The organism is Paenibacillus daejeonensis DSM 15491 (assembly GCF_000378385.1).
In the GTDB taxonomy this organism is placed as follows: domain Bacteria; phylum Bacillota; class Bacilli; order Paenibacillales; family Paenibacillaceae; genus Paenibacillus_D; species Paenibacillus_D daejeonensis.
The window spans coordinates 88721-112001 of the sequence record NZ_KB899660.1; the positions used below are offsets into that span (position 1 = coordinate 88721).

20 protein-coding genes are annotated in these 23281 nt (G+C 53.6%); 2 read left to right on the top strand and 18 right to left on the bottom strand.

Going from position 1 to position 23281, the window contains the following annotated elements:
* Positions 1-3 precede the first annotated feature (3 nt).
* The 4 genes from F556_RS0107220 to F556_RS0107235 are packed head-to-tail and all read right to left on the bottom strand — an operon-like array spanning position 4 to position 5434.
* The gene (locus F556_RS0107220; protein WP_020616248.1) at positions 4-1026 is read right to left on the bottom strand and encodes a hypothetical protein; all 1023 of its coding nucleotides are present in this window, start codon (positions 1024-1026) and stop codon (positions 4-6) included.
* A 13-nt stretch (positions 1027-1039) separates the two neighbouring features.
* Positions 1040-3889, bottom strand: coding sequence for an ATP-binding protein (locus tag F556_RS0107225; RefSeq protein WP_020616249.1), 2850 nt, complete (start codon positions 3887-3889; stop codon positions 1040-1042).
* Positions 3882-4247, bottom strand: coding sequence for a response regulator transcription factor (locus tag F556_RS0107230; protein WP_020616250.1), 366 nt, complete (start codon positions 4245-4247; stop codon positions 3882-3884). The genes F556_RS0107225 and F556_RS0107230 overlap by 8 nt, the downstream gene beginning before the upstream one ends.
* Positions 4248-4276: 29 nt before the next feature.
* Positions 4277-5434 (bottom strand): response regulator, encoded by a 1158-nt coding sequence (locus F556_RS0107235; RefSeq protein ID WP_020616251.1) that lies wholly within the window; start codon positions 5432-5434, stop codon positions 4277-4279.
* Between the two features lie 235 nt (positions 5435-5669).
* Between F556_RS0107235 and F556_RS0107240 the strand changes: the two genes are divergently transcribed.
* Positions 5670-6713: a GGDEF domain-containing protein gene (locus tag F556_RS0107240; RefSeq protein ID WP_063824363.1), complete on the top strand. Its 1044-nt coding sequence runs from the start codon at positions 5670-5672 to the stop codon at positions 6711-6713.
* A 107-nt stretch (positions 6714-6820) separates the two neighbouring features.
* Here F556_RS0107240 and F556_RS0107245 read toward each other — a convergent pair whose 3' ends face one another.
* The 11 genes from F556_RS0107245 to F556_RS0107295 all read right to left on the bottom strand — a co-directional run bounded on the left by F556_RS0107245 (position 6821) and on the right by F556_RS0107295 (position 19502).
* A complete protein-coding gene (locus tag F556_RS0107245) occupies positions 6821-8143 on the bottom strand; it encodes a DUF4129 domain-containing protein (protein WP_020616253.1) in 1323 nt (440 codons plus the stop codon).
* Entirely contained in the window at positions 8140-9309 is a 1170-nt protein-coding gene (locus tag F556_RS0107250) for a DUF58 domain-containing protein (RefSeq protein ID WP_020616254.1), read from the bottom strand. The genes F556_RS0107245 and F556_RS0107250 overlap by 4 nt, the downstream gene beginning before the upstream one ends.
* Positions 9310-9328: 19 nt before the next feature.
* Positions 9329-10282 (bottom strand): AAA family ATPase, encoded by a 954-nt coding sequence (locus F556_RS0107255; RefSeq protein ID WP_020616255.1) that lies wholly within the window; start codon positions 10280-10282, stop codon positions 9329-9331.
* Positions 10283-10512: 230 nt separating this feature from the next.
* Complete coding sequence (locus F556_RS0107260) at positions 10513-12138, bottom strand: response regulator (RefSeq protein WP_020616256.1); 1626 nt, start codon at positions 12136-12138, stop codon at positions 10513-10515.
* A gap of 21 nt (positions 12139-12159) precedes the next feature.
* Complete coding sequence (locus tag F556_RS0107265; RefSeq protein ID WP_020616257.1) at positions 12160-13893, bottom strand: sensor histidine kinase; 1734 nt, start codon at positions 13891-13893, stop codon at positions 12160-12162.
* Between the two features lie 87 nt (positions 13894-13980).
* Entirely contained in the window at positions 13981-14859 is an 879-nt protein-coding gene (locus F556_RS0107270) for a carbohydrate ABC transporter permease (protein ID WP_020616258.1), read from the bottom strand.
* A gap of 15 nt (positions 14860-14874) precedes the next feature.
* The gene (locus F556_RS0107275) at positions 14875-15843 is read right to left on the bottom strand and encodes an ABC transporter permease (RefSeq protein WP_020616259.1); all 969 of its coding nucleotides are present in this window, start codon (positions 15841-15843) and stop codon (positions 14875-14877) included.
* 94 nt (positions 15844-15937) lie between these two features.
* A complete protein-coding gene (locus F556_RS0107280; RefSeq protein WP_020616260.1) occupies positions 15938-17704 on the bottom strand; it encodes an extracellular solute-binding protein in 1767 nt (588 codons plus the stop codon).
* Between the two features lie 175 nt (positions 17705-17879).
* A complete protein-coding gene (locus F556_RS0107285; protein WP_020616261.1) occupies positions 17880-18428 on the bottom strand; it encodes a hypothetical protein in 549 nt (182 codons plus the stop codon).
* 36 nt (positions 18429-18464) lie between these two features.
* Complete coding sequence (locus F556_RS0107290) at positions 18465-18932, bottom strand: hypothetical protein (protein WP_020616262.1); 468 nt, start codon at positions 18930-18932, stop codon at positions 18465-18467.
* A gap of 39 nt (positions 18933-18971) precedes the next feature.
* Positions 18972-19502 carry a hypothetical protein gene (locus F556_RS0107295; RefSeq protein WP_020616263.1) on the bottom strand — a complete coding sequence of 177 codons (531 nt, stop codon included), beginning with the start codon at positions 19500-19502 and terminating at the stop codon, positions 18972-18974.
* A gap of 147 nt (positions 19503-19649) precedes the next feature.
* On the opposite strand from F556_RS0107295, the gene F556_RS0107300 reads away from it, so the two are divergent.
* A complete protein-coding gene (locus tag F556_RS0107300; protein ID WP_020616264.1) occupies positions 19650-20630 on the top strand; it encodes a YpdA family putative bacillithiol disulfide reductase in 981 nt (326 codons plus the stop codon).
* Positions 20631-20695: 65 nt separating this feature from the next.
* Here F556_RS0107300 and F556_RS33460 read toward each other — a convergent pair whose 3' ends face one another.
* From F556_RS33460 to F556_RS0107315, 3 genes are all read right to left on the bottom strand, one after another.
* Complete coding sequence (locus F556_RS33460) at positions 20696-21697, bottom strand: phosphotransferase (RefSeq protein ID WP_020616265.1); 1002 nt, start codon at positions 21695-21697, stop codon at positions 20696-20698.
* Positions 21698-21762: 65 nt separating this feature from the next.
* Positions 21763-22509 (bottom strand): SDR family NAD(P)-dependent oxidoreductase, encoded by a 747-nt coding sequence (locus F556_RS0107310; protein WP_020616266.1) that lies wholly within the window; start codon positions 22507-22509, stop codon positions 21763-21765.
* A gap of 12 nt (positions 22510-22521) precedes the next feature.
* The gene (locus tag F556_RS0107315; protein WP_020616267.1) at positions 22522-23199 is read right to left on the bottom strand and encodes an MOSC domain-containing protein; all 678 of its coding nucleotides are present in this window, start codon (positions 23197-23199) and stop codon (positions 22522-22524) included.
* Positions 23200-23281 lie beyond the last annotated feature (82 nt).

The window sequence follows — 23281 nt, forward strand, 5'->3', positions numbered from 1 at the left end:
TCGTTAATTAGAAGGTTCATCTTCTGTTTCTTCCTCAATCACGTAGCGCTCATGAATCTGCTCAGTTAAACCGTCCCGAAGCTCAGCGATTTCGGGTACATCTCGGCGGTCAGTAGCACTCACAATAATGATTTTCTGATCCGAATCCCCTAGCAGATCAACGTAGCGCTGAACCAGCGATCCTGTAAAAGTATCTGCATGACGTTGAGCAATTTGTTGGAAGGCCTCCATATACTCATCGTAAATGACGCCATTGTCCAAGTCAAATCGCGGACCACCCGCCATTCCGAAGAGGAGAAATTCGATCCGGTTGGCGTAATTCTCCAACACTTCTTCACGCTTGTGACTATCGGGATAGCGGTCAAGGTAACGCTCTGCTGCTACCGCCCAGTCCGCAGTGTAGCCGAGTGTACCCGCAGAGTCCGGCTCCCCTGACTTCTGACGTTCCGCATCCATTGCCTTCAGATGCAGATAGTCGGATAATTCGCTGGTTAGATAAGGATTATATTTCTCCAACGCGGGATAATCAATAATGGGATAGACTTCTCCATCTGTCTGAATGAGCACATAGTGACCGGCTTCGGCCCAAATGGCCATCTCACGAATTTCAGCATCTGTGATACTCGCTGAAGTGGTCGGGTCTCCCATAATCGAGAACTTCTCCTGCACCTCATTGGTCAGGAACAGTCCCTGGGTTTGGGGCAGATCCTCTGCATAATAAGCTTCAAGCTCCAGGAACATCTGATCTGCTGCCTCATCACTGGCTTCTTGGAGATGATCATCCAGGAAGGCAATCAGATCCTCTGCCCCTTCGGCCTGGCGGATCACCTCACGAAAAGATTCGATAAGCGCTTCGTCGGCAGCTTCGGGATCCGGTATTTCTTCTGGCTCTGGCTCTGTCTCTGTTTGTCCAGGTGGTGGCTCGGTAGGTTCATTTACACCGGGTGCCGGGTCATTCGAACAGGCGGAGGTCAGTATGACAGTTAGAAGCAATACCGACCATAGTGCCTTTCGATTCCGTTTCATGGTTATTCCCCCTCTAGCCTTTACGCAAGATCTGATGGATCGTTGCGGTCAATCTGCCGGGCAAGTAAGGCTTCACGAGAAACTCGCGAATGCCCCATTGGGCGGCTTTGTCTTTTTCATCAAATGCACTGGAGATAATAATCGGCGTGTTTTGAAGCGACTCGGACTTTTTCATCTGTTCAATGACCTGCCAGCCGCTTGTGTCCGGCTCGAGCATCAGGTCGATCACCACAATATCCGGCGCCAGCTCTTCGATCTCCTCCAGGGCTTTCTGGCCCTGGGTATAGAGATGGACGCGGAATCCGCTCGCCTGCAGCTCATCGCGCAGCATAATGGACAGGTTGTAATCATTTTCGATCAGCATCACATCAATAGAAGATTCAGGCAGTTGCTCCTGTACATCGCCGTCCGCTTCCATCCGTGGCTGCTGTGACTCCTGTACTGGGAATCGAATCGTAAACGTACTTCCTTCGCCAAGCTTGGAATCGACCTCGATTGTACCTCTATGCCGCGTAATGATTTCCTTGACAATCGCCAGGCCCAGTCCGGTGCCGCCAATTTCTCTGCGATCCGAGTTATCGACCCGATAAAACTTATTAAACAGTTTAGGCAATGCGTTATCAGGTATACCTAATCCTTCATCCTGAATACTGATGACATGCTGCCCGGCCTCAATGCGGCTGGAGATTGTGATCCGTCCACCCTCTGGCGAGTACTTGATCGCATTGCTTAACAGATTGGTGAACACCTGCTGCATTTTATCCTGGTCAGCCATCAGAATCATCGACGTGCCATCAGATTCCCACACAATTTCATGAACCGTAGTTCCGATCCGCTGCAACTCGATAACTTCATTAATTAATGTCGTTAATGATATAGGCTTCATATCATAGGTTTGCTTACCTGACTCCATGCGCTGGAGGTCCAGGAAGTCATTAATTAATGTCGTTAATCTTCTAGCTTCCTGATGGATCGTAGACACATATTTGCGTTGTCGCTCCGGCTTCAGTTCGCGATGCAGCAGAAGCTCCGCGAATCCGAGTACACTAGCAAGCGGCGTACGCAGCTCATGGCTTACCGTGCTGACAAATTCGGATTTCATGCGGTCCACTTCATATTCTTTGGTAATATCACGATGCACGAGCAACGTACCGAATTTTACTCCCTCACGATAGAGCGGCTCGCAATAGATCTGGATGTACCGGCGATCGGGCTCTGTAATCTCATAATTCATCCAATTGATCTCGTTAAGGCCGCCGTCACTAACCCACTCGACGATGAAGGACCTGAGCATCTCTGGTTCCACGACATTGCTAGACAATTGGGATAGAAATTCGTCCAGCGGTAAATCCATCGTCTCGCCCAGCGGCTCCAAAAACCCGAAGAACTCGGACATTTTCTTGTTGATCTGCAGGGTCCGGCCTTCAAGATCCAGTAGTTGAACGCCTTCCTGAATCGTATTAAGCATGTCGGATGTCATCTGACGCTGCCGCTCTGATACTTCGTAGAGCGCCAATTTGTCGAAGGCCAGCGATACCTGTCTTGCCATGCCGACAATTTCAATCTGCTCATGCTTGGCAATCGGTTGGCCCAGCTTGGTTAGCATCATGCAGGCAACCATTTCGTCTTCCGCATTAAGAATCGGAATGACCAGCTCGCTTGCATACATCTGTTGCTCATGGTAGCCCTGCTCTGACTCTACACACGCTCGCTTGATCTGGTACGGCTCTTTGGTCTGAGCCGCGCGCATGATCAGACCATCGTCGATGGTCCGGATGAACTGGGCCGCTCCTTTATCCGAGACGCCAACGGATGCGTAATCATGCTGGGCATTCATCATCACAATGAGCCCTTTATCATAGCCGACAATCTTGACGATATGCCGAATGATGCTGCCGAGCAGCTCTTGCTTGTCCAACGTATTGGAGAGGGACTGCACGAGCAGATTCCGTTTCTCAAGATATTGCTCATTGCGTTCCATCTGCTCCATAGCCGAATGCAGCTCTTCTTGCTGGGCTTGCAGCTCATCTTGTTGAGCCTGCAGTTCTTCATTCTGCGACAGCAGCTCTTCTTCCTTGGACTGAATCTGCGTCATCATTTCATTAAATGCCCGGGAGAGGCCGCCAATCTCGTCCTCCCGCTTCACATAATCCACCTGGAACATCTCGCCTTCCGCAAACCGCGATGCCTGCTTGGTCAGCTGACCGAGCGGATGTCCGATATCGGTTGCAATTTTGCGAGTGATGAAGATGGAGAGAATCAGCACCAGAAGAATATACCCGATAAAAATACCGCCTTGATACGTCAGACCCGTTACCAATTTCGCATTTTCGTCGGAAGCAATTTTTTGCACGGTTTTCTCAAAGCGCTGGGAATAATCCAATAGATCGTTAACCGGATTATCAGCTTCAGCCGAGATAAAGCTCCGCAGCGAAGCATAATCATTGGCATTAGCGAAGGCGATACCTTGCGGCAGCACCTCGTTAAAAAATTGCGTGAAAAAGTCTTCAATACTTGTAATCAGTTCCTGCTCCGTGTCATTGAGTGAGAGCTGTTTAAAAGCTGCCATTGCTTCATCAAGCACGGCTTTCTCGGAGAAGATCTGGTTGTATTCAAACTCCGTCTGATAGACATAGTAACCGCGTGTCCGCAGAATAATCTGGTTGGCATGATTGGCAATATCCGACACCAGCTCTTGCTTCTCTCGATTAATTTTACTTTTATCTTCATAATCCTGAATGATATTAACCGTGCTCCATAAGACAAACCCGGCACCGCATAGAATCAGCACCAGCGCCAGCAGCATGAAGGACATGAACTGCCGCGTGATGCTCTTCTTATAATAACTGCTCAGCTTATCCACGAAGCATCTCCTCGACTTTGTCGATCAGATCAAGAGGGCTAAACGGCTTGCTCATAAACCCGTCCGCGCCGGCAGCCATCACTTTGTCTTGCTCGGCTTGCTGGTTCTTGGCTGATAGCATGAGAATTTTGGCGGCGGATTTGTCCGGCAGGAGACGGGCTTGCTCTATGACTTCAATACCGGTCATCTTGGGCATCATATAATCCAGAATAATGAGATCGTAGTCTTTGGTCTTAATTTTATCAATGGCCTCTTCCCCATCGCACGCTTCGTCGATGTCATAGCCCTCGTCCTCCAGCGAATCCACGACCAGCATACGCAGGACCGGCTCGTCCTCTGCAAGCAAAATCGATTTCATTGCTTCATCCCCATTCCTCTAAGATGTTCTTAATCCTCTTCCCTGACAGACCTTGCACCAAGCCCCTCATGCAAAAGCGCCAGCCAATAATCGAGCGGACGATCCGGCTCATTGACCTGGGCGGTTGCGGTTAGTGCATGAAACGGCTGGCCTTGGCCTTGGAGCAGCACAGTCAGCTCCCGGCGCCACTCTTTGGCCAAGCGATCTCCCGCATCTGCTGCTGGCTCTGGCAGGAGAATAACAAATGAATCCCATTTGTAACGAATGACCTTGCCTTGGTATGATCCCGCTGCATCCTCCATGAGTCGGGCCGCTACCGTCTGCAGGATGTCCTCGGACGGTAGTTCTTCATATCGTGTATGAATTCCCTCCAATCGATCGAGAGTAATCAGAATCAGTACAAACGGCCTGCCCGTCGCACCCGCCTGCAATAACTGGTCGTTGTACAGCTGCTCCAACTGATGGTGTCTGAAGGCCCCTGTCACTTCATCGGTGTCGATCAGTCGCTCCACCTGACGTTTCTTCGTTATCTGACGATTCAGAACCGCACTCAGCAATGGCGATGGTAGGGGCTTGGCCATATAATCATCTGCGCCCATCCGGTACGCTTGAATGCTGGCCGCAGCGGCTACTTCGGTGCCGATTACTGTCACGGGAACCGGCTGCTTCTGCAAGGGTCCCTCCAATGCAATTAACGCATCAAGGCCACCAGATTCTACATCCACGACCAAGCCATCCGGTCGCTGGCTCTCGAATAACTGTACTGCCTCCTCTGGCGTCTGCGATGAGATTGTCACATAACCTAGCTGCTCGATGCTTTGCTGAAGTTGAGCTAGCACTGCATCCTCCCGCTCCAGGATAAGGATCAGCGGAAGCGAAGCATCCCTGAAGGCAACCGGAGCATCAGTCCGATGCAGGGCCTCACCCTTGCTGATTGCGATAAGGGGGCTTAGCAATTGCTCCACATCAGCTGGGGTCCATGTCGTCTGGGCGGTTTCGTGCAACCTCTCCATGCGTTCTCTGGCGACATCCGATAACTCATGTAAGCCGATGGTACCTGCAGTACCACTGAGCGAGTGCAAGAAACGGTAGACCTCTTCCCGGTCTATTGTCGATCCAGCCGCTTCCAACCACTGGCTAAACTGATCATTCATATGATTGTATAAGGTCTGCTGATAGTTGTTCATGGCATCCCCTTGCGTTCATCGCCCTTTACCCACAAGCAATGACAAATTACGACATATGCATCTCTCTATTCTTCGACGTTTATTTTGCTTTCCCTGCCGGGCTGCTCCCATCTTTCTCTAGCTGCTCAGGACGAACGATGATATATTATAGGTAGAGTCATCATCTTCTGTCAATTGAACATCGGGACGAGGGATCGGTTTGATTAAGGATTTATTCACTAACCTTTGCATTATTATGACATTTACATACGTGATCAATTATATCATGACGCATCCGAGATTCGTACCCCGATCCGCCCTTATTCTCCATTGGACTGCCGGGATATCCGGGGGACTGCTGGGGATATTGCTGATGCTCTACGCCGTCCAGATCAATGATACGATGATCATAGATTTGCGTACCGTACCGCTGGAGCTCATCGCCCTGTTCTTTGGCCCGATGCCGGCGCTCATCTCCGGCGTATTGATTGGATTGGGTCGAGTTCTACTCTATGACCTGAACCTGGCCTCCATAGCGGGCGGCATCAACGCCGTACTGGTCGCACTCGTCTGCGGCTGGATCTCCACAACTGGCCTGAAGCCTTATACCAAGCTGATCTGGATGACGCTGTATACACAAGTGCAGACCTCTGCCGTCATCTACTGGGTCATGGGCGGCGCGCACCGCTATTTCTGGCTGGAGCTTATGCCCACGCTGACGATTGCTTCTTGCTTTGGTGTGTTCGTGTTCTATCACTTCTATTATCATCTGCGCAGCTCTAATGAAGCGCTGCGCGGTCTTCGCAGCATTGTATCCCGGGATTTTCTGACCGGCACTGGTAATGCGAGACATTTTGACACACAGATTAACGCCATGCATCAGCGGGCTAGAGAAGAAGAACAGTCGCTGTCGCTGCTCTCGGTTGATATCGATTACTTCAAACGGGTTAACGATACGTACGGACATGCAGCAGGGGATGCGGTGCTCAAGCAGCTCGTTACCCTGCTCGAGTCCCACGCCCGTCCTGGTGACACGGTTTCGCGTAATGGCGGCGAGGAATTTTCTCTGCTGCTTGCCAACCTTGACGCTGCAGCAGCGACTGATGTTGCCCAGCGGATCCGAGTTGACGTCGCCGGGCACGAATTTCTCATTCCGGATGCTTCGCCAATTACCTTGACGGTGTCCATCGGTGTCGCCAGCTACCCTGAGCATGCGCAGGGCTTGGACGACTTAATCAAGTACGCCGATCTGGCCCTCTACAGGGCCAAGCAGCAGGGCCGCAATCGAGTATGCCATTAGCTTGTGCGCCGCTAATATTTGATAGACGACTCACCAAAGAACCTCCAAACCTTAGAATTATAAGGCTTGAAGGTTCTTTGTCTTACAACTTTATTCCAGCTACATAATTATGAAAGATAGCGCTCCATCAAACGTTTTAATTCGGTCACCTGATCATCCTGAACAGGTTTATCGCCAAAGCGCACCAGCTCATACAGCTGCGTCACCGGAAGGTCTTCGGTGCTGCTGCGGTGACGCCAGCGCTCGATATCTGCCACCGTCTCCAGTGGCGTCAGATAAGACTTCAGCTCATAGCCTTCCTTGCGGGCCGCCTGCAGCCAGCGGCGGTACAGATAGCGGACGCGTTCCTCGTTGGTCATCTCGTCGGACCAGCGCGGTTTGCGGCGGTTCCATTCCGCGAACCGATCCTTCCACCGGTCACGCAGACCAGGTCCGCGATCTCGGGTCTTGATCAGACTCTCCACATGATCCACATAGCCCAAGTCTTCGCCTTGCCTGTCGTCTCGGTTGATCCAGGCGGTCAACACCTTGTACAGCCGACGCAGCCAGCCAGGAAGACGCTTGCCGATTGCATAGCACGCATACAACAGGACGAGAGCAATCAACACATACATGGCAATCATCGCAGCTTGCTCCAGCCACTTCATGAACGCAGAGGGTTCCGTTGGCTCCTCCCCCATCATGGGGGGCTGGGGCATATCAGGCATGGCGGGCTGCTCGGGAGGCGCCTCATCCGGTCCCGATGGCAACAGCTGTAGCAGGGCCATGATCTGCTCACGCAGCCAGCCGAACGCCTGCTGAATCGAACGAAGCATCGTGATGCCGACAGCTGCGATCAACAAGCCAAACACCAATAGTCGGTTTAGCCAGCTGACCGAGCTGGCCACTTCGGCTTTACGACTACCCGAGAGCGTCTGCTGACGAATCGCGTCGGCATTGAAGCGATAGAGCGTGACAGCCAGAGCGAGCAAGCCCAGAATGGCAATGAGCCAGCCATATTGGGCCAACTCAGCCCGGTACACGGTAGCGATCGATAAGGCAAAGTACAAACCCACACCAGTGAACATGGCAGACATGGGGAACCTGGCGTCCCACTCGCGGTCGGCTGCTCTCGTTCCTTGGAAGAGAGCGACCATAGACCAGAGCACAGGAAACGCCGTCTGCCAGCTCCCGCCGAACCAGAGTAATCCCCAACCCGCTCCTGCGATGAGGACAAAGGCAAGGCGCTTGTACACCTTGTCCAGCTTCAGCAGAAGACAGGCACCGTGCCCTGCACCGTATAACAGAGGCAGCACTGCGCTCCATAACCACACTGTGGGCTGCGGCAGCAGATACTCGGCCAGCAGCAGAAGGAGCGGGTAGAACAGCAGTGTCTCGATCACACCCTGCAGTGTGGTGGCCCCGGCTTGTGCAGCGGTTGTCTCTCTCATGCGCTTCGCCCTCCTCCGCTGCTGGGTGACCTCTCGCCTTGGGCGGGGGAGGCCACCGGGCTCGGCTCATACGACTCTGCCGGTACCGGAAGCGTCGTCAAGTCCAGCATCTCGACCCGGTGACCTGCGCGCCGCAGCCGTGTCATCGCCGCTTCCATCTGCTCGCTTACGAAGGCGCTGATCAGAAGATAATCATAGGTCTGCTCAGAATGATCGGCCTCCGATTCCAGCATCGCATGGAAGGGGACACTCGGCTCGATGACGAGTCTGGCCATCGTATCGTAGAGCGCCATCAACTGATCGGCGCCGCTCTTGGGCTCTGTTCGCACCGGCTGACGAGGACCGTCCTCCATCCGCGCATTGATGCCGAAGCCCGTCTCAATTCCTTGAGCTAGCGCGTATTGCGCCAGACCAGCAGCATAACGGATCGCCAGCTCCACACGTGCCGTCTCCTGCACCGTGCCCCACATTCGTTCATGGTCCTCAATATTAATTAAGATCAGCAGACGTTGATCAGCCGTGTAGTCATGCTGATGCACCTGGAGGGCACCGGCGCGGGCCGTCGCTTTCCAATTGACATCCTTCAGTGAATCGCCAGAGCGATATTCCCGGGCCCCTGCAATCATGAAGGGGTCTGGCGCAATCCAGCGACGCACGGTGATATCGCCTTGCCAGCTCTGGGAGGGAATGCGCAGGTCCTCCGCGGGGAGCGGGGCAGGATACACGACCAGCTCGGAGTCGAATTGAAGACGCCGGCTGGAATTGAAGAAGCCGAAGATGTCCCCGCAGGTCAGCGACACCGCATGAATCCGGTACACGCCACGCTGCGTGCAGGTTACCTGATGTCGGCGCGTGACCTGCGTATAAGGCAGCAAGCTGAAGAAGCTCTTATGATTTTGTACGAATAAGCCATTACTGATATCCAAATTGTATTGGGCCTGGAACTGCATGCCGGAATGCAGCATCGATTCAATTCTCAGCCATGGCAGCGGCAGCGGCTTCCGGTTAGCTATCTGCTCGACCATTTCGATCTGATCGCCCTGGTAGCAGGAATTTTCACTGAACGAACGGGTATAGGAGAGGCGCTTTTGCCCCAGCCGGTAGAAGAGCTGGCCTTGCAGCACGAATAACGCAACCGCAATCAGGATCAGCCAGTGAATTTGCATGGGGGATCACCTCCTGTGCTCACGCATATTCTTCGGCAGGAACCGCAACCTCGGCGAGCAGCGACTCGATGATCTTCTCGGCTGCTCCTGCACGGCTGCGCACCGTAGCGCCGGGCACGACCCGATGCGCCAGTACGGGTACGGCCATGGCCTTGATATCATCTGGCGAGACGTAGTCGCGACCCCGCAGGATGGCATGGGCCTGGGCGGCCCGCAGCAGCGCCTGGCTGCCACGCGGGCTCACGCCAATCGTGACATCGGCATGACTGCGTGTCCGTTCCACCAGCTCCAAGAGGTAGCGCAACACGTCATCGCCAGCATACACACTTGTATACGCCGATTGGGCGGATATCAATTCCTCACGGGAGGCTACTGCCTGAATCGCCTCCAGCGGCTGGCCGGATTTGAAGCGCTTTAGAATATCCAAGCCTTCCTCTGACGTCGGATACCCCATCCGCACCTTGAACAAGAAGCGGTCCAGCTGCGCCTCAGGCAGCGGAAATGTCCCTTGATGCTCTACGGGATTCTGCGTCGCAATGACCAGGAACGGCTGCTCCAGCATCCGGGTCACCCCGTCCGCACTAACCTGACGCTCCTCCATACACTCCAGCAAGCTGGACTGGGTACGCGGCGTAGCGCGGTTGATCTCGTCGGCCAGGAGCAGATGCGAGAACAGCGGTCCTGGGCGAAATTCAAATTCTGACGTCTTCTGATTATAGAATTGAATGCCGCTCAGATCGGTGGGCAGCAGATCGGGCGTGAATTGTATGCGCTTAAATTGACAGTCGAGCGATTTGGCCATCGCTTTAGCTAGCAGGGTTTTCCCTGTTCCCGGTACATCCTCAAGCAGTACATGACCCGAGGTAATTAAAGCGATCATCAGTTTATCTACTACATCATCCTTGCCGATGATGACACGTCCTACATTCGTACGGATCCGGTCTGCCAGATCCCGAATAGCTGCAAGCTCCATCGTATCCTCTCCTCTGTCTATTGTCCGCCTTATTATACATTACCTTTCCTGAGGATGGAAACCCGCCCGAGACATAGTTTACATAATTATATTTATGTTTAAAACTAACCAAACTATCACAACTAACTTTTCTAATTTATATATACAAAAAAAATACAACCTAAAATCCACCTCCTATAAGAAACCCATATTCTGTGTCATGGATTCCTTCTTCTGAAGGTGGATTAGAGTTATTCTTCCCACTTCAACCGATTGCGGTATTCCCGCGGCGTCATGCCAAAGGCTTTTTTGAACACCTTGATGAAATAATGTGTCGTCTGATAGCCAACCCGGCTCGACACCTCATAAATCTTGATATCTGTGTTCTTGAGCAGCTCCGCCGAATGCTCCATGCGTACCTGCATGAGATAGTCGCTCAGGGTCACCCCGGTCTCCTGCTTATACACCTTGGACAGATAGGCCGGGTGAAAGCCCACCTTGTCGGAGATTGATTGCAGGGACAGCTCCTGGTCGAGATGACTGATAATATATTGGCGAATCCGGTTAACCAGGGTGGGATGATCGCCATCCTCTGCGGCATGTATCGTCTCCTGCAGCCGGTCAAAGGTACGCAGGGCCCACGATTTCAGCATCTGCACATCCCAATGGGCATGCTCCTGCAGCAAATCAAGATGGCCCGACCCGATAATCTCTCCCAGTCGTTTGCCGTACCGGTGAGCTGCGAACTGATACGTACCGGCGATGACATGGAACGCTTCGACCCGGTATTCATGCGTGCTCTTGCTCTTCTCCTCCAGCTCGGCGAACACCTCATCCAGTCGGGTGCGTGCTTCCTGCCATTGTCCTGTCTCCAGCAAGGCCATCAGGGAGGGCTGCCGATAGAGCGATTCAATCGTGCCGCGCAAGGCCGAACCCGGCAGCTCCGATACGGCTGCGAACAAGCCCGCTGCCTTGCTCTCGGGACTGTTGAACACCGCAGTTCCCAGCTTGTACGCATGCCGCAGCTGCTCCGGGAAGCGTCCGCCCTCCGGGACCACGCCGATCGACACGATATGGTGGAGGAAGCGGTAGACGAGCCTTCGCAGCTCCTTGGCCTGCTTCTCTAGCTCGTCCTGCCGCATCGCTGCGCCAGGCTGCTTGGAGCGAATCATCATGGCAATGCGGCGCTGCGAGGTTCGGGCATGCCAGAGCTCGTACTGATCCACGAACAATTCCTCCGCCATGTTGGAGACGGCATACAGGATCAGCGACACATCATATTCATTGTAGCCACTCAGCTCATCCTCCAGTTGAAACACCAGCAGTGAGAACGGATCATCGCAGGCAAACGGAATGCCATAAGCCTGCAGCTTGTGCGTCAGCTCCGAGCGCGGTATCGGCTTGCCCTGAATCAAATCCTGCAGCAGCACGCTTCGCAGACGCGGCAGATTTTCATATAGTGTCGAGACGGTTTGCCGGTACGCCTCCTCAGCCTCCCGCTCCTGGGTCAGTTGATCCAGCAGCTGCTGCAGCGTTCGCACCAGCTCATTATTTTCCACCGGCTTCATTAGATAATTGGAGGTTTGCAGGGCCAACGCCTGTTGGGCATACTCAAAATCGGCATAACCCGAGAGCAGCACACATTTCACCCTTCCGGACATTTGGCGAATGTTCTCGATCAGCTCGATACCACTCATCTCCGGCATGCGGATATCTGTAATGACGATATCGACCGGAACCTGCTTCATCGTCTCCAGCGCCTCCATGCCGGAATACGCTTTGTAGATGCATTGAAACGCAAGCTCGCTTTCTTCAATGGTCTGTGCGATCGTCTCCACCTGATAGGGGTGGTCGTCAACCAACAGAAGCCTGTACATGAACACCGCCTCCTTACGGATTCACTCTCTAACCCCGCTTGTCTCCATACGCAGCTCCACCCGAAGTCCGCCCTCAGGCAACGCAGTGATGGTCAAGCCGGACCGCTGGTCATACGCATGCTTCAGTCGTTGATGAACGTTCCACAAGCCGCTGTCAGCCGGTCCTCCCGCTTCCTCATCCAGTCGTCTGCGCAGCTCCTGCAGCTGTTCCTCCCGCATTCCCACACCGTTGTCCTCTACCACAAGGATTGCAACGCCCCCCACCTGACTGCCGGTGATCCGGATACAGCCTTCGCCCAGACGGTTTTCAATCCCGTGCACGATGGCATTTTCAACGACAGGCTGCAGCAGCAATCGGGGCATCCGGCTGTTCAGCATGGAAGATGGCACGTCGATGTGATAGCTCAGTCGTCCCATCTGCATCTTGTGGATTTCCAGGTAACTGCGCACCAGCTCCAGCTCTTCCCTCAGCTCGCAGAAGCTGTTGCCCGTGCGTGTCGTGTATCGGTAGTAGTGGCTGAGATGCTGGGTACAGGCGATCACGGCTGCCTTATTGCCCAATTGGGTCATGCTCTGAATAAAATTGAAGTTGTTGTACAGGAAGTGAGGGTTGATCTGCGATTGCATCTGGCGAAGCTTGGCCTCCCGGACATTGATCTGCTCAAAATACACCTTCTCAATCAAACGCTGAATCTCATCGGACATCGCGTTAAATTCAGAGAACAAATACGCGAATTCATCGCCCTTTTTCTCCGACACCCGGAACACGTACTCTCCTCTGGCGATGCGCTGGACGCCCCGGGTCAGCTGATGAATAGGCATCTGAACGTTACGATAGACCAGGGCTGCCGCCCCCAGACCGAACAACAATAACAGGCCGGTTGTGATATAGAAAAACTTCATATTATACCGAATCGGCTGCATGATAGACTCGAGCGGGATAAAGTCAACCAGATGCCAGCCGAACGAATCTGATTTCGCGTAATTCATCAGGTAGTTGGCTGAACCCAGTCGAACGATCTCATGCCCTTCGTCTGCCAAGCTCATCTGTCGCAGCTGCTGCAGAAAGACGGAAATCTGCTCGGGATCTGCGCCCGGGCTCGTAATAGGAGGCTGCTCGGGATGATAGAGCAGCGGCACGCCCGGTGCGCCGGCTTGAAGTTGCGTGAGTTGCCCCGCGAGCTTGCTTGCTGGAATGGCTGCCTCCAGGATCAGATCCATCCGATCTATCTGCAGATCAACGAGAAACGGACGGGTAATATGGCGGACGAAGTAAGGCTCCTCCAGACTGCCCGTCGTCAACACCCGGTACGTCCACACCTGGCTGTAGTATCGCTCAAAATAATCCGTGTCGTACTGCCTGCTTCCCGCCGTTGTCACCACTGCCCGATTAGCTGGCGCATACAGCGTCAGTTGGATCTCCCACGGGAGAGAATGTGTCTGCTGACGCATCAGATTCTCCATGCGGCCGCGGGTAATAATCGACTCAAAGGAAGGCCGGGTAATCATCTCGCTCTGCAGCCGCACGGCATGTTCATCCTGCATGGTTGTGTAGGCGGAGCGCCAGATCTGCTCGCTAACGGAATCCATCTGATCCAGAAAGACAGAGATCCGGTTGAAATTCGACTGAATCAGCTGCTCCTCCACCAGCCGAGAGCTCACCCGGTTGGAATAGCTGTATAAGGCAATCATCGCAGCCAGCAGCAGGACGATGATTGCCATCACTTTTGTAAACGTATTCAATCGACCGAACATAGACTCCTCCTCCGACTCCGTGGCATGCCCCTATTGTAACGCATTGCCGTTCGGATGGAACAGAGACATTGGGCTCACTGCGAGCTGCTACTCTTTTACCGACCCCAGGACAATCCCTTTGACAAAATACTTTTGGAGGAACGGATAGACGAGCAGAATGGGCAACGCCCCAATGAAAATCTGAGAGGACTTGACCGTGCGGTTGGAGATTTCGGCAAGTCTTGTGACATCGACCCCGACCTCGCTGAAGTTCTCCTTGACGACAATCGTATGCAGGAACGACGCGAGCGGATATTTGTCCATTTTGGTCAGATAGATAATGCCGTCGAACCAGGAATTCCAGTGAAACACGAGCGTGAACAACGTCATGGTCGCGACCGCTGGCATCGACACCGGCAGATAGATGAGGAAGAAGGTTCGGAAATGCCCCGCTCCATCAATGAGCGACGCTTCCTCCAGTTCACTAGGAAGATTACGGAAGAAGTTCAGCAGCAGGATCATATTCCACACGTTGACGGCGGAGGGAATGATCAGTGCCCAAATCGTATCATAAATGCCGGTACTGGACACGACGAGATACGTAGGAATCAGACCGCCATTGAAGAGCATCATGAACACAAAAAACCAGGCGTAGATGTTTCTGCCGCGGAACCGCAAGTCCGACTTGGACAGCGAGTAGGCCGCCATGAGCACCACAGACATGGAGAAGGCTGTACCCATCAACGTCCGCTGTACGCCAATCATCAGCGCCCGCAGGAAGTTTTCATTGCCAAGCGTCTCCTTGTAAGCAGCGAACGTGAGCTCAACCGGCCAGAAATTGACGATATTGGCTGTGGCCGCCGCCTTCGAGCTGAGAGAGACCGCAAAGATATGAATCATCGGCAGGATACAGAGCAGACTGAGCACGGCGATCAATAGATAATTGAAGATGGAAAAAATCGTGTACGACGTGGAACGATAGTGCACGAGGCCTCCCCCTTCCTAGAATATGCGGTAATTGGCCCACTTGTAGGCCATCCGGTAGCTGATAACAATGAGGATAAATCCAATGACCGATTTGAACAGGCCGACTGCTGTGGCGAAGCTGAACTGTGCACCGAGCAAGCCGATCCGGTAGACAAAGGTGTCGATAATATCCCCCTTGGCATACACCAGCGGGTTGTACATGTTGAAGATCTGGTCAAAGCCAGCATCCAGCACCCGTCCCAGCGACAACGTAACGACGACGATGAAAATCGGCGTGATGGACGGCAAGGTAATATGAATGACCTGCTTCCAACGATTGGCGCCGTCGATTTCCGCCGCCTCATACAATGCTGGATTCACACCAGCAAGCGCGGCCAAGAAGATAATCGCCGAGAAGCCGAAGTCCTTCCAGATGTCTGAGAGCACGATCGTGGCCCGGAACCAGTCGCCGTTGGCCAGGAAGAAAATCGGGTCAATGCCGAACATACTGAGGAACCGGTTGACGATGCCACCGCGGATCGAGAGAATATCAACGAAGATGCCGCCGAGCACAACCCAGGACAAGAAATGCGGCAGATAGACCAGTGTCTGTGCCGACCGCTTGAACCAGGACAGTCGGACTTCATTGAGCAGCAGGGCGAACACGACCGGCACAATCATATGCAATACTATCTTCATCGAGGAGATAATCAGCGTATTGAAAATGACCTGCTTGGCGTCTGGATACGTGAACAGATACCGGAAGTGATCCAATCCGACCCATTCCGACTCCCGGATTCCGAGCCACGGCACGTAGTCCTGGAAAGCGATAACGATGCCCAGCATGGGCACATAACTGTAGATCAGAGCGATGATGACCGCCGGCAGCAGCAGCACATGCAGCGGCCACGTTCGCTGAATATACGTGGCGAAACGTCTTCTCTTAGGGGGAAAGTTGCGCGTCAGACTCGCATCGAGATCCTCCGCGGGCTGGGTAGCAGCCATCATTGCCACATCCTTTCATGCCGGAGAATAGAATACTTGCCAGGTAGACGCGGTCGGCGCCGCCAGAAGGCGGCGCCGCGCATCTGCCAGCAGCTTATTTTGCCATTTCCTTATACCATTCGTTGACCTCCTGGATCACCTGGTCCCCGCCGTTGGCGCGCCATTGCCTTACGAATTCATCGAAGTAATCGACTGGCTGATCCCCATAGATAATCTTCAGGTAGCTCTCCGTCTCCAGCTTGGACAGCAGCTCGCCCTTGCTCTCCATCGTTTTGGTCGGCGCGCCGCCAAACCGATTGTAGATCGCTGTATCATTCTGGCTGATCCGCACCAGACCGGCATCCAACTGACGCGGTTGGGATGCCTGGACGCGCGCCTCCATGGCATTCAGGATCTCTGCATCGGGATTATCCTTGAACTTCTGGAACGCATCATCACCCAGATAAGGGATAAACGTCGAGCCGGTTAGTGGGAAGTGTACGCGTACAGCCGTCTTGCCATCATCCGGAACTGGCCATTTGTCTTGAGGCACGCCTTCTCCCTCGAAATCCTGGCGGACGACCTTGCCGTCATGCAGCACATAGTCATAGCCTTCGTGCCAGCCATTCTTGAAGAACGGATCGTAGTACGGATCGTCCACGCCGAAATTGGTGGCGTACAGCTTGCTAATGTAGCCAATAATGGCCTCGGGATGCTCAAATTCCGAACTGAACATCGTATAGTCATGGACCATCGCCTTCTCTGCGCGTCCTGCACCGCCTTTTGGTCCTACCGGGTTAGGGTATGGCTGGAATTCCGGTACGCCGCTGAGCGGATAGCCGTTCATCCAGTAAGGGCCGAAGATAATGCCCGCCTGCCCCGAGGCAGCGATCTCCGATGCTTTGGCCGCATCCTTGATGCCGGCCTCCGGATCGATCCACCCGTTAGCCATCCATTTGTTCATCGCTGCCAGGAAATCCTTCATGGATGGATGAATCGTGCCGTATTCCAGATTGCCGTCGGCATCCTCGCTCCAGAACATCCGCATGTCGCCGGTTTGTGCCATATGGTCGCTGAATGCGCCCACGAGCGAATCGGCGGAAGACATCCACTGGTATGGACCGTCCTTGAGGGAAACTGCCAGACCCAGTGTATCATCCTTGCCATTGCCGTCCGGATCATCCTCGGTGAAGGCCCGAATGACCTCTTCAAATTCTTCAATGGTTGTCGGTGCCTGCAGACCCAGATTGTCCAGCCAATCCTGCCTCACCCACATGATCGTACCTTCATCCATGGCGTACATGTTCGGCAAACCGTAGATGTTGCCGTCTTTAGTGACCGGATACAGAACCCCGGGATATTCTTCGTAGAGCGCTTTCAAATTTGGTGACAGATACGTTTCAATCAGATCGTTGAGCGGCATCACTTTCTTGGCCATGATGAGATCCGTAGCCAGTACGGTAGAGGCCTTCATGACATCCGGCAGCTTGTTCTTGCCGGCTAGCATCAGCCGCATCTTGGTGTCGTGGTCTTCCCGCTTGGGAGAGATGAAGTCGAAGCTGAGATCAATGCCGAGGGTGTCCCGCAGCCACCGGGTGTGTACATTGTCTTCAATGTTCTCGCCCGGCTTAAAGTCCGTTGCCGTCTGCTGCTCGAATACCATGGCTGTGGTTACGCTAATCGGCGGATCATACTTGAATCCGACCGGATCGGAGAGCACCGGACTTTCCGTTGCCGATGGGTTGTCCGTGTTCCCGCCAGGATCGCCGCTCGTGCCTGGTTCCGTATTCGAGCTGCATGCGGATAGTGCCATTACAGAGGATAAAGCAGCTGCAAGCAGGATCTTCATGCGATTTTGCTTACTTGATCGTTGTCCAATCATTGTGTAACTTCTCCCCTTTTCGCCTGCTATTTTTCCAATCGATACCTCTTGTCTTCGGTTGCATCCCCATTGTAGCGCAGATTAATTTCCAGCTAAATACAACAGTTTTTGTTTCTTACCACAATCTTAACTCCCATCAAAAAAACCACGCATCGCGTGGTTTTATTTAATACCATTAATGATTAACAGGACTAAAAGGTTGATGCTCGATATGGAGTTGGCCTCGCTCGTTCCACCAACGAACCGGGAACGCTGAGAGCTTGGCGTAAACCATATGATGATGGTCAAACAAATCCGTTCCTTTTTGATAGCTCTCATAGCTCTGGAGTGCAAAAGTAGCCTCGCCAGGGAACTGGAAGGTATACTCGGACTCCTCTTGTTTTACAATATATTCCCAAAATACCTTCAGGCGGATGTAGCTCTCTCCGTCGAGTTTAACGACCTTGTATTTCGGGTCTTCCTGTGGGGTCAGCTTCAGGGATTCCGATACGACAGGATAACTGGGTGACTCGGCCTCCAGAAGCTGAAACGTGCTGCGTTTGAACGGCAAGCCCATCTGATGGTTTCTCATAATCTCTAGATGTGTGAGGATTCTGGATAGTGAAAGCAGTGCAAAGCCCATAAATAGACCAATCGGAACGAATGGCCAGCCACCAGTGACCCCGACGAAGACGGTAATCGCCAGGATCAGGTAACCTAATATCGTTTGCAAACTAACTAACATCCTTCATCCTCCATTCCAGTTGAATTGGAAGATGCGTTACGCCTCACGCTTGTCAAAATCTCTTGCACACGCGTGAAGCATCAGACAAAACGATCGGTTCTGGCTGATTCGCATCGATGACAGGTCATAGCGATGGCGGAGGGGCTCATACGTGACACAAACCCGGTGACGCATCCGGCGAATGACTTGGCGAATGAAGGATTCAGCCTTGATGCTGTAAGGGATGGTCATATACGCATAGAGCGAGTGGTCGTGTGGCTCATCTGCACAGCTTACCCCTGCACAGGAAAATTCGGTGGTGATGCCTTTATCATTGAGCAGGCGCAGTGCGGGATACAGCTCCCAGTCCACCCATTCCTCGCCCAGCTGGACAATTCGTTTGCCGCGCTTGCGGTCCTTTGGTGCTTGCATCCATTCTTGGAGCTCCTGCAGACGGCGGGTCCACAGATGCTCTTGGTGTGGGGTCAGCAAGATCTCTCCCCGTTCATTGGCCGAACTTGTCATGCCTCTCCCCCTATCTGAATCACTTGCTCGGGAAGACGGTTAATCACGAGACACTTCCCAGTCGACCTCGGTGATGCCTTCCTCTACCGCAAAGTCAAAATCCTCAATATCATAAATCTGTACCGGTACAGCCGCTTCAATAATCCGGTCCTGCAGATCTATCTGATCGGAGAGCATCGGCACTTGCAGCCGTGCTGCCGTCAGAATTTGTTCCGTCTCAATGGGATCGAACAGTTCCCCATATTGCTCATTATCGACAGCGAGCACAACCGTGAAGGAAATGAGCTCGTTGAGCAGCAGCGGGGAGCTTTCACGCCATGGCATCTGCAGAGCACGTTCAATTTTTTTTCGGTTCAGCGGGTCCTGAAAAAAAGCAATCAGCTCGCCAATTTGTGCTTTGACATGCTTGTCCTCCGTAGGATCCTCCATCACGGGCTCCTCACTCTCGCTCATATCATACAGCTCCATGATCGATGAGTAAGGCACCACATAATCGACCGGACGCCCCGGCACCAGCAGATGTCCATAGGTTGCAATCATCACCGCTTCAATAACAAAGCGCCGCCGCATCCTCATTCCCCCTGTCTGTAAATTCATTACCCCTCATTATACATGAATCACCTGTGCAAAGGAACTTTAATCAAGCGAAGATTGCTAGGCGTCCTGGGATTGGATACAATGGAACCATTCGAAAAAACTCAGTCTCAGGAGGCAAGTATGCACCAAGAACAGGTCATTATCATCGGCGCTGGACCGTGCGGATTGTCTGCAGCCATCGAACTGCAGCGAATGGGTCTGGACCCGCTAATTATTGAAAAACGCAATATTGTACATTCGATCTCCCAATACCCTGTTTATATGCAGTTCTTCAGCTCGCCCGAGCTGCTGGAGATTGGTAGTATTCCCTTTACAACAGCTCAGGAAAAGCCGTCGCGGCTGGAGGCCCTGAACTATTATCGGACCGTTGCCCTTCGTCACAATCTCCGGATTCGCGCTTACGAGACCGTACTCGGTATCGAGTCGGCAGGCAATGGCTTTGAGCTGCGTACAGAAAATCGCTTCGGCGAGCCCTCCGTCTTCCAGGCACACAATGTTGTCGTGGCAACTGGCTATTTTGATCAGCCCAACATGATTGGCATTCCCGGCGAGGAGATGGAGAAGGTTAGTCACTTCTTTCGCGAAGCGCACCCGTATACCGGGATGGAGGTGGCGATTATTGGCGGCAGTAATTCGGCTATCGATGCCGCGCTTGAATTGGAGCGGGTGGGCGCTCGGGTCACTGTCGTATACCGGGGCGAGAACTATTCGCGCAGCATTAAGCCTTGGGTGCTTCCGACGTTCGAGAGCAAGGTGGCCAAGGGGCTTATTCGTATGCAGTTTGCCTCACGTGTTGTAGAAATCGCACAGCGGGAAGTTGTGATCGAGGATTTGAGCGGTACTCGTTCATCCCTGCCCAACGATTTCGTGCTGGCTCTGACCGGGTTTCATCCAGATCGGGAATTCCTGACCCACGCCGGATGCGCCATCGAGCCAGAGGGGTATCCGTTTTTCCATGAGGAAACGATGGAGACCAATGTACCCGGCATTTATTTGGCAGGGGTCGTCGCTTCGCGCCATGAGGCCAACGAGATCTTCATCGAAACCGGCAGGTTTCACGGCCGCAAGATTGCCGAGCATCTTGCTTCCCGGCGCGGCTGAGACCATAGATATACAACATAAGGCTGCTCCTATCATCAGAGATGACAAGGAGCAGCCTTATGAATTTAATGGAATAAATTAATAAGCGCTTGATCATGGGTATTGACCCACCTGCACACCTCAGCGGCTCTGGCAATCTGACCGCTCCACACCTCAGCTTCGTCCAGCCCCTCCAGATACCGGTTAGCAAAATGCAGCCACACATCCAGCATGCGGAGCTTGATCAGCGCAGGCAACAGCTCGATTTCCTCCGGCAGCAGCGACACTGCGGATTGATAGCCTTGGATAAATCGGCGCATTTGCTGAAGCGTATGCTCGGTATCCGGTCCAATGAACTCGGCCAGCACAACTCCGAGCTCCATCGCACGCAAATCCTGCGTACAATATTCAAAATCCAGGATGCCAATGACCTCTTCACCCGAAGCCAGAGCATTATTGAACACCAGATCCCCGTGAATCCATTGAATGGGCAGCTTAGACATCTCTGGTGTTAAGCGTGCAATTGCGCTTCGCTCTGCTTGCAACTCTTCCACAAGCGAGGCTTGATCGTGCAGCAGGTTACTTCCCCGGGCGAGGTTCAACAACTGGCTGCTGTCCAGCTCACGATAGTCATCCTCCAGCTGGAAATAAGGCTGATAAATCGGCTGCAGCGGCAATTCAATACGCGCCAGCGCTTGAGTGAGCTGTCCTGTAGCCGCACCAAGACCGGTCACATGGGCAGGAGCTGCAGCCGACGTACGCTCGCCGGGAATGTAGTGGTAGAGGGCAGCTAATTTGTCTCCTGGACCAATGGTTACCGTCCCTCCGAATCGGTTGCGGACCGGGACCGGCACAAGAATGCCTGACGGCGGTGCCTCGCCAAGAGCAGCCAGGATGGCATGCTCCAGCAGCACCTTGTTGTGATCCTTATGGTTATCATAGATGCGCAGGACGAAGCGGGCACTGCCGCAGGTAATCATGCGCGTCGTATTATTCATGCCGCTTTCTGCGGCGAAGGCTTCCCACGGTCCCGACCAGTCATATTGGCCAAGATATGCGGGAAGATCAGGTTCGGTTTTGCTTGGCAAGTGGGGCTGCCTCCTATCGAATGGAGCCGCTCGGCTCTGGTGCTGCTATATGGTCCTGTTTAATGTTAGGGTTCGTAAATCATCTTGCGCGTCATGCCGCCGTCGACCACCAGGTTCATACCATTCACAAAATCATTGTCCGGGTCCGTAAGGTAGAGACAAGCGCGCGCGATGTCCTCCGGGCGACCGACCCGTCCCGAGGGATGCTGGCTATGATCTTGCTCCCGCAGCTCCGAACGATCTCCCGTCTCGATCCAGCCGGGGCTGATGCAATTGACGATGATCCGATACGGAGCCAGCGAAGCGCTAAGCGCATGCGTCAGCGCTGTCATGCCGCCTTTGGAGGCAGCATAGGCTTCCGTATCAGGTTCAGACATCATGGCCCGGGTCGAGGCAATGTTGACGATGCGTCCCCCTTCGCCCCGATCCCGCATGATTGCGGCTGCCTCCTTGGCGCAGAGAAATGCGCCGCGCAAGTTGGTGTTCAGCACGCTATCCCACTCTTGCCAGGTGAGCTCGAATATCGGCTTCGTAATCCCGAAGCCTGCGTTATTAATCAGCACATCCACCCGCGGGGACCACTCTACTGCCTGATTCGCAAACGCCGTAATGGCTTCGGGATCGCGCAGATCCGCCGGCACCGCCAGCAGCCGCTCAGCTCCGACACGACCGGCCATCAGGTCGGCATACCGTTCCAGTCCCTCTTGATTGGCGTCTGTTACTACCGCCTGATAGCCTGCATTCAGATACGCTTCGGTCAAGGAACGGCCGATCCCTCCAGCCGCGCCTGTTATCCATACTGTCCGATTCACGGGGCATCCTCCTTAATCGTCAAGTCCCTTCAGTTTACGAAGTCGTTTGTGCGCCATGTCCTGCCAATCCTTGGCCAAGGCCTCAATACCCAGCAGCCGCTCGACACCGGCCAGGTCTTGTTTGTCTATCATCATGATCCGCATCGCCTCGGATATGCTTAGTTGTGCGGAGTCACGTTCCTCAAACGTAATGGCTTGTCCCGCCTCGACCTGACCACTCGAGAGTACCCTCAAGTATAACCCGCAGTAGCCAGTCTGAAGCACTTGGGCTGGCAGTTTTGGATTCCCGTGTCGCAATCCCAGCTTGAAGCACGGAACACGCGGTTGACTAACTTGGACAATCGGGCCAGAGTCGCCGCCAATTCGCAGCACATCGCCGATACAGATCGACGTCTCGTCGCCGCCGTCAATCGTCACGTTCTCGCCGAAAGCGCTATCGCCCAGCGGCTTGTCCAACCATTGCTGCCAATAGGGATAATGCTTCAAGAAGTATACACACACCGCCTTGTCCGGACCGCCATGATTGACCAGATCGGCTTGGCGGTCTCCAGGCAGGCCGTCTGCCTGCAGCAAGAGAGGCCCCTGGACTTTCTGCTTGACGATGCCGGTCGAGACCTCCTTGCTGCCGTGGGCCATCTGAATCGGCTCGCCAACCTGCAAGGCGTGGATGTAACCCAGTTGTGTTGCCATATATGTATTCTACCTCCGATTGTTTCGATGTTGATCACGAAGTGACGTTGAATGTCCTTTTAGCCATATTATAAGTCCGCAG

Bases quoted from the DNA above. Each gene is read 5' to 3' on its own strand.
- F556_RS0107280 (WP_020616260.1), bottom strand. From the start codon at position 17,704: ATGATTGGACAACGATCAAGTAAGCAAAATCGCATGAAGATCCTGCTT.
- F556_RS0107300 (WP_020616264.1), top strand. From the start codon at position 19,650: ATGCACCAAGAACAGGTCATTATCATCGGCGCTGGACCGTGCGGATTG.
- F556_RS0107290 (WP_020616262.1), bottom strand. From the start codon at position 18,932: ATGACAAGTTCGGCCAATGAACGGGGAGAGATCTTGCTGACCCCACAC.
- F556_RS0107315 (WP_020616267.1), bottom strand. From the start codon at position 23,199: ATGGCAACACAACTGGGTTACATCCACGCCTTGCAGGTTGGCGAGCCG.
- F556_RS0107295 (WP_020616263.1), bottom strand. From the start codon at position 19,502: ATGCGGCGGCGCTTTGTTATTGAAGCGGTGATGATTGCAACCTATGGA.
- F556_RS0107275 (WP_020616259.1), bottom strand. From the start codon at position 15,843: ATGGCTGCTACCCAGCCCGCGGAGGATCTCGATGCGAGTCTGACGCGC.
- F556_RS0107250 (WP_020616254.1), bottom strand. From the start codon at position 9,309: ATGCAAATTCACTGGCTGATCCTGATTGCGGTTGCGTTATTCGTGCTG.
- F556_RS0107245 (WP_020616253.1), bottom strand. From the start codon at position 8,143: ATGAGAGAGACAACCGCTGCACAAGCCGGGGCCACCACACTGCAGGGT.
- F556_RS0107265 (WP_020616257.1), bottom strand. From the start codon at position 13,893: ATGTTCGGTCGATTGAATACGTTTACAAAAGTGATGGCAATCATCGTC.
- F556_RS0107230 (WP_020616250.1), bottom strand. From the start codon at position 4,247: ATGAAATCGATTTTGCTTGCAGAGGACGAGCCGGTCCTGCGTATGCTG.
- F556_RS0107255 (WP_020616255.1), bottom strand. From the start codon at position 10,282: ATGGAGCTTGCAGCTATTCGGGATCTGGCAGACCGGATCCGTACGAAT.
- F556_RS0107260 (WP_020616256.1), bottom strand. From the start codon at position 12,138: ATGTACAGGCTTCTGTTGGTTGACGACCACCCCTATCAGGTGGAGACG.
- F556_RS0107285 (WP_020616261.1), bottom strand. From the start codon at position 18,428: ATGTTAGTTAGTTTGCAAACGATATTAGGTTACCTGATCCTGGCGATT.
- F556_RS0107220 (WP_020616248.1), bottom strand. From the start codon at position 1,026: ATGAAACGGAATCGAAAGGCACTATGGTCGGTATTGCTTCTAACTGTC.
- F556_RS0107240 (WP_063824363.1), top strand. From the start codon at position 5,670: ATGACATTTACATACGTGATCAATTATATCATGACGCATCCGAGATTC.
- F556_RS0107235 (WP_020616251.1), bottom strand. From the start codon at position 5,434: ATGAACAACTATCAGCAGACCTTATACAATCATATGAATGATCAGTTT.